10 protein-coding genes are annotated in these 15,124 nt (G+C 37.1%); 6 read left to right on the top strand and 4 right to left on the bottom strand.

The genetic code is table 11. The annotated features are described in order from the left end of the window. Positions 1-10: 10 nt before the first annotated feature. Genes FLUTA_RS00550 through FLUTA_RS20385 form a run of 3 tightly spaced genes read left to right on the top strand, consistent with a single transcriptional unit; the run spans position 11 to position 2,556 of the window. Positions 11-673 (top strand): CBS domain-containing protein, encoded by a 663-nt coding sequence (locus FLUTA_RS00550; protein WP_013684895.1) that lies wholly within the window; start codon positions 11-13, stop codon positions 671-673. A gap of 1 nt (position 674) precedes the next feature. Continuing rightward, complete coding sequence (locus tag FLUTA_RS00545; protein ID WP_013684894.1) at positions 675-1,553, top strand: NAD kinase; 879 nt, start codon at positions 675-677, stop codon at positions 1,551-1,553. Positions 1,554-1,563: 10 nt separating this feature from the next. After that, a complete protein-coding gene (locus FLUTA_RS20385; protein ID WP_013684893.1) occupies positions 1,564-2,556 on the top strand; it encodes a LacI family DNA-binding transcriptional regulator in 993 nt (330 codons plus the stop codon). 343 nt (positions 2,557-2,899) lie between these two features. Here the strand turns inward: FLUTA_RS20385 and FLUTA_RS00535 are convergent, their stop codons facing one another. Continuing rightward, positions 2,900-4,477 carry a lectin-like domain-containing protein gene (locus FLUTA_RS00535; RefSeq protein WP_169312042.1) on the bottom strand — a complete coding sequence of 526 codons (1,578 nt, stop codon included), beginning with the start codon at positions 4,475-4,477 and terminating at the stop codon, positions 2,900-2,902. Between the two features lie 141 nt (positions 4,478-4,618). Further along, positions 4,619-6,340, bottom strand: a complete 1,722-nt coding sequence (locus FLUTA_RS00530) for a DUF4139 domain-containing protein (RefSeq protein WP_013684891.1) — start codon at positions 6,338-6,340, stop codon at positions 4,619-4,621. 143 nt (positions 6,341-6,483) lie between these two features. On the opposite strand from FLUTA_RS00530, the gene lysA reads away from it, so the two are divergent. Continuing rightward, a complete protein-coding gene (lysA, locus tag FLUTA_RS00525; protein WP_013684890.1) occupies positions 6,484-7,725 on the top strand; it encodes a diaminopimelate decarboxylase in 1,242 nt (413 codons plus the stop codon). Between the two features lie 72 nt (positions 7,726-7,797). On the opposite strand, the gene FLUTA_RS00520 is transcribed toward lysA, so the two are convergent. Continuing rightward, positions 7,798-8,436, bottom strand: a complete 639-nt coding sequence (locus FLUTA_RS00520) for a class I SAM-dependent methyltransferase (RefSeq protein ID WP_013684889.1) — start codon at positions 8,434-8,436, stop codon at positions 7,798-7,800. Between the two features lie 273 nt (positions 8,437-8,709). On the opposite strand from FLUTA_RS00520, the gene FLUTA_RS00515 reads away from it, so the two are divergent. Next, on the top strand, positions 8,710-8,997 hold the full coding sequence (locus FLUTA_RS00515) for a hypothetical protein (protein WP_013684888.1): 288 nt from the start codon (positions 8,710-8,712) through the stop codon (positions 8,995-8,997). Beyond that, on the top strand, positions 8,994-11,831 hold the full coding sequence (locus FLUTA_RS00510; protein WP_013684887.1) for a T9SS C-terminal target domain-containing protein: 2,838 nt from the start codon (positions 8,994-8,996) through the stop codon (positions 11,829-11,831). Before FLUTA_RS00515 ends, FLUTA_RS00510 begins: the two co-directional genes overlap by 4 nt. 180 nt (positions 11,832-12,011) lie before the next feature. On the opposite strand, the gene FLUTA_RS00505 is transcribed toward FLUTA_RS00510, so the two are convergent. Next, positions 12,012-15,119, bottom strand: a complete 3,108-nt coding sequence (locus FLUTA_RS00505) for an efflux RND transporter permease subunit (protein WP_013684886.1) — start codon at positions 15,117-15,119, stop codon at positions 12,012-12,014. Positions 15,120-15,124 lie beyond the last annotated feature (5 nt).

Here is a 15,124-nt window from a genome sequence, read left to right as displayed (position 1 = left end):
GGCACATAACATGACAGCAAGAGAAGTAATTACAGACGAGATTCCCCCGTTAATGCATACAGACACAGGGGAGAAGGCATTGATTTGGATGGAGGAATTTAAAGTTTCTCATCTTCCAGTATTGAAAAACGGCAACTTTGTGGGTTTAATTTCTGAGAGTGATATTTTGGATAAAAAAGACCTTGAAATGTCCTTGGATGTTCTATTTGATCATCTTCCAAGACCTTATGTTTTCGAAAATGCACACATATACGAAGTATTGGCAAAAATGGCAGAGCACCGTATTTCCGTGCTACCTGTTTTGGATAGTAGCGAACAATATTTAGGTTGCACGAGTGTTCACCAGCTAATGACCTTGGTTGCAAATACGGCAAGTATCAAAGAAGTTGGAGGAATTGTGGTTCTTGAAATGAATCGTGTGGATTATTCATTGGCTCAAATTGCTCAAATTGTAGAAGGTGATAATGCAAAAATTCTTTCTTCATTTATCATGACTTCAACAGATAGCACAAAAATCGAAGTTACGTTGAAAATTTCTGAAGTCGATTTGTCTCGAATTATCCGTTCATTTGAGCGTTATGATATGGTGGTGAAAGCTAGTTTCCAACGATCAACAGATCAAGACGACATGCAGTTCCGATACGATGCTTTGATGAATTACTTAAATATCTAAGATGCGAGTAGCACTTTACAGCAAGAAGGTTACCAAAGCAACGATTCCAGTCTTTGTGCGCTTTGCTGAAATGATTCATCGGTTTGGATGGAAGTTAGTTCTTGAAAAAGAATTGAAAGAACAATTGGTGAAAAAAGCGGGTATGTGTTTAGATGCAGATGTGTTTACACGCCATGAAGATTTTCACAATGGAATTGATTTAGCTTTTAGTATTGGTGGCGATGGAACATTTCTAAGAACAGTTTCATTTATTCGCAATTCAGGAGTTCCTATTTTGGGAATTAATACAGGAAGATTAGGATTCTTGGCAAATATCAGCGATTTGCAATTTGAAGAGGCATTGGAGTTGGTTCGCCAGAAAAGATATGATTATCAAAAACGCTCTTTGTTGCGTGTAGAAACAGAACGCAGTATTTATGGGCCAGATAACGTTGCGATGAATGAAGTCACTTTATTGAAAAAAGATACTTCTTCCATGATTACGGTTAATACGTTTTTAGAAGATAAATATTTGAATTCGTATTGGGCAGATGGTTTGATTGTTGCAACACCAACAGGTTCTACGGCTTATAATCTAAGCTGTGGTGGACCAATTGTTACTCCAGGTTGCCAAGTTCATATCATTACACCCATTGCTCCACATAATTTGAATGTTAGACCAGTTGTTGTTCCAGACAATATGCCAATTCGATTGAGTATCGAGGGACGGGAACGCAATTACTTGATTTCGTTGGATGGAAATGCGAAGAGTATCAAGCAGAATGAAGAAGTTTTGATACGGAAAGCAGAATATATGATTAATGTGATTAAATTAGAGGACACTAATTTCTTGGATACAATCCGCAACAAAATGTCTTGGGGAAAAGACCAAAGAAACTAACGGAATAGGAATGAAATCAAAAAGGACATCACTTGCGGATATTGCCGAAAGTTTAAATGTTTCAAAATCTACTGTATCATTTGTGTTGAATGGCAAAGGAAAGCAGTTCAATATTAGTGAAGCTACTCAAAAACTGATTCTTGAAAAAGCGAAGGAGCTCAATTATGTTCCGAACTATTTTGCGAAAGGTTTGAGAGAGGGTAAAACGCAGACCATTGGTTTGGTGCTGGCAGATATTTCGAATCCATTTTATTCAGAATTGAGTAAAGCCATTCAAGAATCGCTTTATGAAAAAGGATATAGTTTATTCATTGTTTCTACAAACGATGATGCAACGATGGAATTGAAATTGATCCGCGATTTAATTTTACGTTCGGTAGATGCTTTGATTATTGCTCCATGCAATGAAATACCTGCTTTAAAACCTGTTTTGGATGAAACTCCAATTCCAGTGGTGTGGGTCGATCGAATTGGGGATGAATTTGCCGATTTTGTGGGAGTTGATAATTACATGGAAGCAACGATGTTGATTCGTAAATTTTCTAAATCACCCAAAAAGGTAGGGATTTTACATCCTAAAAGATCGGATGTGATGACCATTCAATTGCGAATTGATGGTGCTAAGTCGGCTTGTGAACGTCAGAAAATTCCATTTGAATTAGCGATGCTAACGGAAGATGAGAAAGAAAGCGTTGCGAAGATGAAACAGATGATTGCTGATGGAGTGGATTCTTTTGTTGCTTTGAATAATAAAGTGGCTTTACATGCAATCAAAGCCTTAAACTTTTTGAAAGTAGAAATTCCGAATAATGTTCGTATTATTTCATTCGATGATTCCGAAGCCTTTTCTTATTTTGCACCTCCAGTTACTGCGTTAAGTCAACCAGTTGATGGAATAGGTAGGGAAACGGTTGAACGAGTGATGGAGCGTTTAAAAGAGTCTACTGAAAACCGCAAACATTTAATGATGGAATGTTCGTTTATCGAAAGAGGATCACATTAAATAATTACGAATGCTGAATTACGAGTTCCGAATTTATTTAGAATGAGAAGTGGCATTGTTTTCCCCTTTCGAGGGGATTAAGGGGGAGGATATGATATACATGTATGATTTTTAAAATATCTTTTCCGAATTAAAAAGGTTGATACAGTTCGAAGTGAGTCACAAAAAAACCGCAGACAATCTCTGCGGTTCTGTATCGGTAATGGGTGTGTTAGAATTTCTTCTTCGACAAATATATCGCAGGATTGCGCATATTCCAAATTAATTTACTAGTTGATTTAATTTATTCGTCAAGTGTTAAAAAAAAAGGGTTGAATACTTAATAATAACACGATGAATGAATTTAATGTGTAACAAAAAAGCGATGTGTTTCCGAGGAAGTCCCGTCTTTATTCCAAGCTTTTAAGAGATAGATACCTTGTGAGAATGAGTTAAGAAGTTCGTTTTCTGCAAGTTTTTCATTCTCTAAAATTCTGGTTAATGGCTTTCCGTTCAAATCAATTACTTGATATAAAACGAGGTTATCCGTAAAATGAATAGTGATTTTTCCATCTTCTGAATGGATAGATGTAATCAGTTTTTTTGAATCAACTTTACAGTTAAACGCAGAAATCAAATCGCTGGATTCCATTGTTCCATCTAAGTCCACAGAAGTCAATCTATAATAGATTTGTTGATGCCATTCTTGTTGATCTACATAATTGTATTCAATTGGAACTTCAGAGTTTCCGCTGGCAGTAATCGTTTGAAGTGGATAAAATACATGGCCATCAAAAGTATACTCCAGAATGTAGTGATCTAAACGAGATTCTGTTTCTGATCTCCAGAAAAGACGATTATTTTTCCCATCACAGCTCGTTTTGAAAATGCTTAATTCAACTGGAAGTACAACCGTTGAAGGGCAAAAGTATTGTTGATTGTTTAATCCGCCAGTTGCGGCTGTTGCTCCCCAATAAACCGTGTTATCACCGCCAAATACAGTATTGACAAAATCACCATTGCAAGTTAATCTCAGATTGCCATCGACAGAAACTTTGAGGTTGTGGGTTACTGGATCCCAAGAAATCATAATGGTATGAACTGCTCCATCATCTAGGTTAGCCGAAGAAGCAAATGCTGGTGTCGGTCCACAATAGGGGGCTGCAGGACCTACGAGATTGCCATCTGTTTCTATGGAAATATGATCTGCTAACAAATCAAAGACATGTGCTGGATTATCGTTGTCATACGTATCGAACTCGATGATTAATGAATTTGGAATACCACCAGCGCCTAGTTGACCTCCAGCAGTTCCACAACCAGTTGGATTGGGTTGGAATGTAAAGGTTGTACCATCAGCACCATTAATATTGTTTCCAAAGTAATAATTCAATGTAAGATTGAAGCCTTGATTGAAATCAATCACTGAACTATTCCAAGCGCAACCTGTTTGATCATTCGTTTCAGGTGTCAATTGAATACAGCTTTGCCCACCAATAGTTTGGTAACTTGCATTCCCACTCAAACAGTAATCTCCTGTATTAGCTACCATTTTGTAAGCAAGGGTCATTGTAGATGTAAGGTCTGTATTACAACTATATCTTGTAATTAAAATACGGATTGTTCCAGTGAATGCTGCAGTCCAGTTTATAGATGCATTTGAGCCACAAACATCATCAGCATATACAATTTGCGTAGCTCCTGTTGCATCTAATAGTGTCAGCTCTGAGTCCATTCCTGAAGCACCACCACCAGCACAAAACGTAAATTCATATTGATTACATTTTACGACATTAATTGTGTAATACCTTCCATTTTGAGTAGATACAGTCTGATATGCTGCAGTTGGAGTCAGAGTTCCTGATGCTGTTCCTCCTGTGCATGCGTAAACGGGAATTACCAGTAAACCACTAAAAAGTAGTAGTAAGATAGCTTGCTTCATAACCAAAGTTTGCTCAAACATACTAAAACGTTATAGTTATTTCCAAATTTTTTAACAATTAATTTACTAAATATTTAGCATTTAGTTATGTTGATTAATTGGTTGCAAAAAAAAGCATCCGTTATGTGGATGCTTTTCTGACTAAAAACTAGGACAGCTTATCGTCCTATAAGTTCGGGTGCTAATTTTTGCATTTTTTGGATATTTCACAGAATAACCCAATTCTAAGTTGACACTTTCTCCAGGTTGCAACGTAACCATATAGGATACTTCTCCTGTTAAATCATTTTTCTTACCAGTTCCCACGGTTTCTACAGTAACGGTAATTTCACTTGAAGTGGAAAGCGGAATTTGGTCAAATACATTGATTTTTACTGGAACAGTTCGGTTATTTCGAACTTGTATATCGTAGAAATACGTATCTTTTTTCGTGCTTCCAGAAATTTTCTTTGTACTCATTTCCGATTTCAGTTTGCGTAAAACTTGAATTTTAGAATCACGCCCAAAAGACAAACTTAAAGTATCATCTACATTGTTGGTGTTTATTTCACTTACTCCAACATAATTTCCAGCAAAATAAACGTTTGTTGGTCCAGGAATTAAATCCAAATCTTGCCAGCCAACAATATTTGCCAATAAGAATGAACCTTGATCGAGTTTTGGAATGGAAACATGTGTAAAAGTAGCTGGCATGTTAATTTCTTTGATTTCTACGATATATGGTTTAGCATCCGTAGGGCATGAGAAAGGATGAGGGATAAGAAATTCCACATTCAAATCAGAAATTTCAATTTGCTTCATGGCAACGGTGCTAACCTTTTTTCCTTCGTTTTTAAATCCAGCTCTATCAGATGAAAACACATCTGAAGCTTTTTGATCCAGTACATAATTATCATAAGCACGTTGGTTGGCCATGTTAATTTCATTCATCACATCATTGCGCAATTCTGTTTTTTGCTGAATAGGTTGGAAGTTTGATTTCTTTGTATAATCAGCTTGTTCTCCAGCTCGCAAATAGAAAGGGTTCAAAATAGGAGAAGCTGCGCTCAAAAGTGGATCTGAAGTGCTTAATGTCAATCCAACATTCTTCCAATCGTTTCCCGTGTTATTGTATACTTGTGCTTTGTATTTCAAATTAATGGGTTGATTTAAATCGCTAGCTGACAGATCATAAGTTGCTGCCCAACCACAATCAGAAACCAAATACTTCAAAACTCCTGAAATATCCGTGTTGTTATCAACATCAATCAGGACAATCACTTGGTTACTGCGTTGATTTTCGGTATAATTTAGTTCTGTTAATTGAAAACGAGCCTCATTTATTTTAATGGACAATACTTCTTGTTCTTTTTTGATTTTGGTAATCGTTTTATTTATTTCGAAAGTTCGTGTTCGGTAATATTCTCCCGCAGCTTTTATTTGGTCGATTGTCAAGGTGTTTTGGCCCTTTAAATCCTTATTCGTATTCAAAATTCCAAGTTCAGCCTGATAAGAACTCAATAAATCTACATTCAATTGATAACGGTCTTTTAATTGTTCCAAGGAATCAGCTAATGTTTTTATTCTTGGATTCCATTGTTCTGCAGCTAAAAAATCCATCTCTGTAGAAATTGAAACGAGTCTGAAATTTCCTGATCCAGTAAATTGAATGGTTCTAGGATCTGCAAAAGCAGAAATTCCTGAAAAGATAATTTTGTTTCTCCCTTTCACCAATTTCACGGGCGTTTCATGGGTCATTTCTCCCGCAGTAAGGAATAGTTTTACTCGCTTAATTTCAGTCTTTAAAACTTGTTCATGGATGTTTTGAGCAAAGTTGAACATTGGTGTTAGAACCAAGAGTAGGTTTAAAATCTGTTTTTTCATAGAATTGGTTTTAGCGTAATACAGATAAGTGAAGTATTCGTTCACTTACCTGAATGTTTTATTTAAAACAATTTGTGTTAAAATAAATATTTTGTGAAATAAATATTTGTTTTTAATTTTGCACTTTGAAAAGTAACAATAAAATGAACTCAAAACTCTTAGAATCTGTAGCAAGTAAATTTGGAACCCCAGTTTATGTGTATGACGAAGCAAAAATTATTTCGCAATACAACCGTTTAAAAAATGCATTTGGATCTCAGGAAGTGAAATTGCACTATGCAATGAAAGCTTTGAGTAATATCAATGTATTGAAAACGCTTAAGAATCAAGGTGCTGGTTTAGATGCAGTTTCAATTGAAGAGGTTCATTTAGGGTTAAGAGCGGGTTTTGAAGCTTCTGAAATTATGTATACTCCAAATGGAGTTGCTTTTTCTGAAATAGAGGAAGCGGTGGCACTTGGGGTCATAATCAATATAGATAATTTGAGTGTTTTAGAGCATTTTGGGATGGTTTTCGGTTCGCTTGTGCCAGTCTGTATTCGATTGAATCCACACATTATGGCTGGTGGACACGCCAATATTTCAGTTGGCCATATCGATTCCAAATTTGGAATTTCAATTCATCAATTGCGTCATATTCAACGAATTGTTGATCATTACAAGCTCCATATCGTTGGTTTACACATGCATACGGGCAGTGATATTGTGGATGCAGATGTGTTTTTACAAGGTGCTGATTTATTGTATGAGGCAGCTACTCATTTTCCTGAATTGGAATTCATGGATTTTGGTTCCGGATTTAAAGTAGCCTATAAAGAAGGTGATTTCGTTACTCCCATTGAAGAAATTGGACTGAAAATAGGTGAATCCTTTAAGAACTTTTGCAAAGAATATGGAAGAGAGCTGGAATTGTGGTTTGAGCCAGGAAAGTTTCTTGTAAGTGAAAGCGGTGTATTATTAGTTTCTGTAAATGTGGTGAAGCAAACAACATCTACTGTTTTTTTAGGAGTAAACAGCGGTCAAAATCATTTAATCCGTCCTATGTTTTACAACGCTTATCACCGAATTGAGAATATTTCGAATCCTAAAGGACATAAAAAATTGTATTCGGTTGTAGGCTATATCTGTGAAACGGACACTTTTGGATATGATCGACCAATTTCTGAAGCGAAGGTTGGCGACAGTTTAGCTATTTACAATACTGGAGCTTATGGATTTAGTATGAGTAATCAATATAATTCCCGATTGAGACCTGCTGAGGTTTATGTAAGAGATGGAAATGCTTTTTTAATTCGAGAAAGAGAGAGTTTGGAGGATATTATTAGAAACGAGATTGATTTATCTAAAAGTACAACTGCTGCTACACAAATACATGAAGATGAATAACTCTGTTATTTATTGATTTGCTGTTCAAGAGTCAGTACGATATCTGACTCTTTGAAGAGTAATTAGATTGTTTCAGCTTAATTTCTGGGCTATCAACATTAAATCGGTATCGCTTTCAGTTTCATTGATGGAGTAAGCCTGTCTTTTTTCAAAAACGACCTTGAATTCATTCATTTCCAGTATCTCAATTAAATCGGAAGCTTCGTAATAATGCATGAGCAATTGTTCGCCTGTACTAGATGAACGAAAACGAGAGTTTTCATAGCGATCTTCCATGGTACTGATGTAGATAATTCCCTCTGTATTTATTAATTTACGGGCTTTCGAAATACATTCTTTCACTTGACTTATTGATAAATAAGGAAATAGAAAGCCTATTACGATTGCATCAAAAGTATCTGGAATTAACTCCAATTGAAGCGCATTATGAACTTTAAATTGCGCAGTTGGATTATTTTTTTTTGCCCATTGGATCATATTTGGAGCTAAATCAATTCCTAGAATTTGCAAATCAATTCGTTTATTTAGCAAGAATTTAGAGATATTTCCAGGTCCGCAAGCAACATCTAAAACAGTACTGTTTTGGTTCAGTAATGATAACAAAACCTCAAAACTTTCTGAATAGGCTTCCACGGATAAAAACCGCTCTTGGTAAGAATCTGCCAGTTTGTTAAATAGAGATACTGCTTGTATATTGTTATCGTTGTTCATCGAAAAAATAGAACGAAATATAATTATTTTCCAGTACTAAAAATGAAATAAAACGAGTAAACAGAGTTCTTTTGCACAAAAATCACTCTAAATATTCGCTGGAAGTCACGTTTTAATATGGTTTAAGCAATGAGATGGTTTAAAAATTAATTAAATGTTAAATAAATAACAGTTAAATCTCATTTAGTGAATCCCTTGTTTTTACTGTTTTTTTTAGCAACCTCTTCTTCATAATTGCGTTCTAGATATAGAATTTGTAAAACAATTCATTTTATGAGACTATTACTACTAGCAACGATAACTGCGGTTATTGGTGCAACTACTACTTATGCATGTTCGTATAGAACTACGCAACATTCTCTTTATGAGCAACAAATCCCTTCAGATACTTTAACTGTAGAAGATTCCCTACGCTTGATTTACGAGCAAATTGATTTGCTTTCTTATTTCGATCTTAAAAAAATGAGAGAATCATTCATTTATCGAAATAGAACGCAACCTTCCTATTTGAATAAACAGGTTTTGATCTATATCGAGGAACGTCTAAAAATCACCAAATGAAAAAGCTAATCTACCTTTTTATCTTTATTTTGGTAAGTATATCAGGATATGGACAACCGCCTTGTGGATCAAACCCTGCTGCTGGAAATACATGTGCAACTGCAACACCCATCTGTGAGTTGAATGGATATTGTGGGAATACTTCTTCTTCATATACTCCAGATGCTTGGGGATCTGCGGGAGCACCTTTTGGATGTGGATTTTTAGGTTTGAGTTCATGCCCAGGTACTGGATTGATTGGTGCCTTTTGTGGATCTTTAGAAAACGATTCTTATTTATCCTTTGTTGCTTCATCCTCTAGTGTTTCTATTGACGTTTGGGTTTATAATTCAACTTATGGAGACGGAATTCAAATCATGATATTTTCTGGAGCTTGTGGAGGAAATATTACTTCTTATTATTGTGATCAATTAACTCCATCAGCAAGTGCACAAACGGTTTCTGCAACGGGACTTACTCCTGGAAATACGTATTACATTTTGATTGATGGTTTTGCAGGAGATGTTTGTGACTATACTTTTGCAGCAAGTTCATCTTCAGGGATTTCTATTCCAGTAGATGTTACACCAGTAACTTCTACTATTTGTGCAGGACAATCAGTTACTTTGACAGCAACTGGAGGGAATGGAACATACAACTGGAATGCTTCACCAAATTTGAGTGGAACAACAGGAGCAGTTGTAACCGCAACTCCTCCATCAACTCCAGGAACATATACCTATACAGTAAATTCCTCCGGTGGAAATCCGATGTGTCCATCAGCAACGATGGCAACGGCATCAATTACTGTCAATTCTTGTGGAGGATGTACAGTTTCTGCTGGAAATAGTGGAGATGTTTGTGAAGGGGCTCCAACATTCAACTTAACTGCAACGAATGTGGCTGGAGCAACTTGGAACTGGGTGGGTCCCAACGGATTTACGTCAAATGTTCAAAATCCTACCTCGGTTCCCGTTCCAACAACAGCGGGTTCGTATACTTACACTGTAACTGCAACAGTTGCGGGAGTTCCGTGTACTTCAACGACTACTTTGGTTGTAAATCCTACTCCAACAATTAACGCACCGATTTCAAGTATTTGTATAGGTGGAACGACATCATTAACAGGTTCTGGAACGCCTCATGCTTCTACGGCTTGGGTTTCTTCCAATACAGCTGTTGCAACTGTTTCAAGTTCAGGAGTTGTAACGGCCGTTTCAGTTGGTACTACAACAATTACCTATATGAATTCTGGAGGATGTACGATAACACAAGTAATAACGGTTATTTCCTTACCTACAGCTACAATTGCTGGAAGTACTACAATTTGTAGTGGATTGAATGCAACAATTACATTTGCTGGAACTCCGAATGCAACAGTTACTTATCAAGTAGGTGGCGGACCCAATCAAACTATTTTATTGGATGCTGCTGGAAATGCTAGTTTGCCTGTTACACCAACAACAACGACAACATATTCTTTGGTAAGTGTGCAAATGAATCCGCCAACTGGATGTAGTTCGCCTGTAACAGGGTCAGCTACAGTAATTATTTCAGCACCTCCAACTGTTGATGCTGTTACTTCGATTAGTGTTTGTTCTGGAGCTACAGTTTCAGTTCCTGCTTTTGTTTCGAATCCAACAGGAGCAACTTTCACATGGACGAATAGCAATCCTTCGATTGGATTGGCAGCAAATGGAACGGGAGATATTGCCTCATTTACAGGTGTAAATCCAGGATCAAGCGCAAATACTGCTACCATTACGATTACTCCTTCTCTTAGTGGATGTGTTGGAACGAATGGAACATTTACAATTTCTGTCTTATCTCCGCCAATAGCAAATGCTGGAACTGATGTGAATATCTGTGTAAATGCTTTAAGTGGAAACCAAATAGGTCAACCGCCAGTTGCAGGAAATACCTATTCTTGGTCGCCAACAGTTGGATTAAGTGATGCAACAATTGCAAACCCAACAGTTGATATTAGTGCTCCAAGAGTAACGAATTATGTATTGACTATTACGAATGCGGGATCTTGTTCTTCAACAGATAATGTGCTCGTTACAATCAACGATTTACCTGCGATTTCGATTAGTAGCGATGTAATTTCAGGATGTAATCCTCAGAATATTACTTTTTCTAGTAATGTTACAAATGCAGTGAATTGCACTTGGACTTTCGAAGGGTTTGGTTCCCAAAATGTATGTGGTACTGTTAGTCAGAACTACACCAATGCGGGTACTTTTGATGTTGGATTAACTGTGACTGATCTGAATGGTTGTACAAATTCTGTACTGCAAAGTGATATGATTACCATTTTCTCACAGCCAGATGCAAGTTTTACCGCAACACCAACAATTCTTACAATTGATTTCCCTACGGTTAATACAACGAATACATCTACTGATGCATTAACTTATACTTGGGATTTTGGAGACGGATCTACAAGTACCGCATTTAGTCCAAGTCATACATACCCAGAAACAGCTGGATCTTATACGATTGTTTTATATGCAGCTTCAGGTCCTTGTATTGACTCTGCAAAAGTAACTGTTGAAATTCAAGATGATTTAACCTATTATATTCCAAATACATTCACTCCTGATGGAGATGAGTACAATAATGTTTTTAAACCGATTTTTAATGATGCATTTGACAAGCAGTCTTATACCATGCTTATTTTTAATCGCTGGGGAGAAGTTCTGTTTGAAACAAAGGATACGGAGTTTGGATGGGATGGAACTTACAACGGAGAGCTTTGTAAGGAAGGAACTTACACTTGGAAAATCGTGATTAAGAAGAAAACAAAAGATTACCGTATTGATCTCAATGGTCATATTACCATTTTGAAATAAGAGAAAGCACTGCTTTCGATAAGATATCCGCCATGGCCCATAATAAAAAATCCCCGAGTTCACATTTCGTGAATCGGGGATTTTTTATTATTAGAAACTACCAGCCACCACCCAGTTTTTTGAACGTTTCCTTATTTACTTTTGTTTGAGTCATCTTTAGCTGACTACACTCAGTCTTCATCAGCTACGCTGACTCTTCCTTTCTCTTACATGCAATGCTTTGTAGTAAATAATTGGAAATACTAAAAGTGTAAAGACTGTTGCAGTAACCAATCCACCAATAATTACAATTGCCAAAGGTTTTTGACTTTCAGAACCAATTCCGCTGCTTAATGCCGCAGGCAATAAACCAATCGCTGCCATCATAGCTGTCATAATTACGGGTCTTGTTCTCACTTTTACGGCATTAATAATTGCCATTCCTAAATCATCGAGGGATTTTGCTTGTTTGTGAAATTCTGAGATTAGAATTACACCATTCTGCACACAGATTCCGAATAAGGCAATGAATCCAACTCCAGCCGAAATTCCAAAATTCATTCCAGTAATATGAAGTGCTAGAATACCGCCAATTAATGCGAAAGGAACATTAATTAGGACATATCCTGCATCTTTGGCATTGTTGAACATGATAAACAGTAAGATGAAGATCAAAACCAAACTAATTGGAACGACTTGTCCCAATCGCTCACTTGCGCGAACTTGATTTTCAAATTCACCTGTCCAGCCTAGTTTATATCCAGAAGGAAGTTTGATGTTCTTCGTTACGTTGGCTTGAGCCTCAGCAATGGTACTTCCTAAATCGCGTTCACGGACCGAGAATTTCACACCGATAAAACGTTTCGTATTGTCGCGGTAAATGAATGCTGGGCCTGTGATTTCTTTCACGGTAGCAACTTCTTTTAGTGGAATACGATTTCCCGTAATAGTAGGAATCATTAACATCAAGATGTCTTCTTCATTTTTACGAAAATCTTTGTCATAACGAATGCGAATGTCAAATTTCTTTTCTCCTTCGTATTTCTGTGTGGCAGTTTTTCCACCGATCGCCATTTCAATCACAGCTTGTGCTTCGGCTTTGGTTACTCCATAAATAGCCATTTTTTCTTCGTCCAAAACAACGCTCATTTCTGGTTGCCCCACATTTCGGAGAATTCCCACATCTTTGATTCCTGGAACATCTTTGATTTGTGCAATTACTTGATTGGCATATTCATCCAATTTTTCTAAGTTGTCACCATAAATTTTGATGGCATTGGATGCTTTGATACCAGCAGCAGCTTCTGCCACATTATCAATAATTGGTTGTGAGTAATTGAATGTAATTCCTTGGTAAACACTGAGGCTACGATCCATTTCATCCACAATTCCATCCATGGTTATTTTTCGTTTCCATTCTGATTTTGGCTGTAAATCAACCTGAAATTGAACGAAGTAGAATCCATTTGGATCTGTTCCATCGTTACTTCGACCTGTTTGAGAAAGAACGGCTTTTACTTCTGGAAAGTTCTTTAACTTTTCGCGCAATTCATTCGTGATTTTGACACTTTCAGTTAAAGAAGTACTCATTGGTAATTCAGCAGTAACCCAAAGCGCTCCTTCATTTAAAGGAGGTAAAAATTCCGTTCCTAACCATTTTGTGGAAACAACAGTAAGACCAAAACAAGTTATAGCAATGAGAAGCGTGAGCTTTTTGCGTTTGAATGTCCATTTGAACCCTCTGTCGATTGTTTTGTTGACAAATCGAGTGATGAAATTTTCTTTCTCCTTTACATTTTTGTTGAGTAGGAGAGAGCTCATTACTGGAACGAGGGTTAAGGTGAAAATTAATGCTCCAAGTAGCGCGAAACCAAGTGTCCAAGCCAAAGGGGAGAACATTTTCCCTTCTACTTTTTCAAAAGCGAAAATTGGAAGCAATGCCGAAATGATAATTAATTTGGAGAAGAAAATGGCTTTACCCATTTGAACTCCAGTTGAGCGAATTAATCCCATTTTTGCCAGTTTATTGAAGCGCTCTGTTCCAACTTGCTTGGCTTTGTGGTCTAGTGCTACAAAAATCCCCTCAACCATGACGACAGCACCATCAATGATGATTCCAAAGTCTATTGCTCCCAATGAGATGAGGTTTGCACTCATTCCTTTGAGATAAAGCATGAAAAATGCAAACATCAAGGAAAGTGGAATGACGACAGCAACGACAACTGTTGTCCTCCAATCTGCCATGAAGACAAATACCACGACAGTTACCAAGACAATCCCTTCCAACAAGTTGTGCATCACTGTCTCTGTACAATAACTCATGAGGTTATCTCGATCATAGAAGGTCTCCATTTTTACATCGGAAGGCAAAGTGGAAGTGTTGAGTTCTTCGATTTTCTCTTTTACACGCGCCAAAACTTCACTCGGGTTTTCACCTTTTCGCATCACAACAATTCCTTCTACAGCATCGTTGTTTTTGCCAATTCCAACTTGACCTACTCGTGGAGCACTCGATTCTTGAACAGTTGCTACATTTTTTACCAAAAGCGGATTTCCATTGAAAATGTCTACAATGGTATTTTCAATGTCCGATTTATTGTCCAAAAGTCCAATTCCACGAACGACATAAGCCTGACCATTTTTTTCGATAACATCACCACCCACATTTAGGTTAGACTTACTAACTGCATCGTAGAGTTCTAATGGAGTGAGGTTGTATTGTTGTAGTTTAACGGGATCCACGGAGATTTCATAGATTTTCTCTTGTCCTCCAAATGCCACAACATCTGCCACACCTGCCACACTTCTCAATTCTCTGTCAATTGTCCAGTTTTGGATGGTTAGTAAATCGCGTGAGTCACGGTCTTTTCCTGTAAGAATGTACCTGAAAATTTCTCCCGTTGGTCCATAAGGTGGTTGAACGTCTGCATCAACACCTTCTGGAAGTTGTACGTTTTTCAAGAGATTATTGACTTGTTGTCGCGCGAAAAAATCCTCTACATCATCTTCGAAAATAACTTTGATAACAGAAAGTCCAAACATGGTAACACTACGCACATTTGCTTTTTTCTGAACACTGTTCATTGCAATTTCTACAGGGGTAGTCACAAATCGTTCTACTTCTTCAGCACTTCGTCCATTCCATTCAGAAACGATAATGATTTGCGTGTTTGTTACATCTGGAAATGCTTCAATAGGAATTCGGATGTAGCTAATTATTCCAGCAACGACTAGTAAGCCTACCCAGAAAAACGTGAAAAACTTGTTCTTCAGGGAGAATGAGAGGATATTTTTTATGAAATTGTTCATGTTCC

This window comes from Fluviicola taffensis DSM 16823 (genome assembly GCF_000194605.1).
Taxonomy (GTDB): Bacteria; Bacteroidota; Bacteroidia; order Flavobacteriales_D; family Crocinitomicaceae; genus Fluviicola; species Fluviicola taffensis.
This window is presented reverse-complemented; position numbering and strand designations above follow the sequence as displayed.

Bases quoted from the DNA above. Each gene is read 5' to 3' on its own strand.
- FLUTA_RS00550 (WP_013684895.1), top strand. From the start codon at position 11: ATGACAGCAAGAGAAGTAATTACAGACGAGATTCCCCCGTTAATGCAT.
- FLUTA_RS00545 (WP_013684894.1), top strand. From the start codon at position 675: ATGCGAGTAGCACTTTACAGCAAGAAGGTTACCAAAGCAACGATTCCA.
- FLUTA_RS20385 (WP_013684893.1), top strand. From the start codon at position 1,564: ATGAAATCAAAAAGGACATCACTTGCGGATATTGCCGAAAGTTTAAAT.
- FLUTA_RS00535 (WP_169312042.1), bottom strand. From the start codon at position 4,477: ATGAAGCAAGCTATCTTACTACTACTTTTTAGTGGTTTACTGGTAATT.
- FLUTA_RS00530 (WP_013684891.1), bottom strand. From the start codon at position 6,340: ATGAAAAAACAGATTTTAAACCTACTCTTGGTTCTAACACCAATGTTC.
- lysA (WP_013684890.1), top strand. From the start codon at position 6,484: ATGAACTCAAAACTCTTAGAATCTGTAGCAAGTAAATTTGGAACCCCA.
- FLUTA_RS00520 (WP_013684889.1), bottom strand. From the start codon at position 8,436: ATGAACAACGATAACAATATACAAGCAGTATCTCTATTTAACAAACTG.
- FLUTA_RS00515 (WP_013684888.1), top strand. From the start codon at position 8,710: ATGAGACTATTACTACTAGCAACGATAACTGCGGTTATTGGTGCAACT.
- FLUTA_RS00510 (WP_013684887.1), top strand. From the start codon at position 8,994: ATGAAAAAGCTAATCTACCTTTTTATCTTTATTTTGGTAAGTATATCA.
- FLUTA_RS00505 (WP_013684886.1), bottom strand. From the start codon at position 15,119: ATGAACAATTTCATAAAAAATATCCTCTCATTCTCCCTGAAGAACAAG.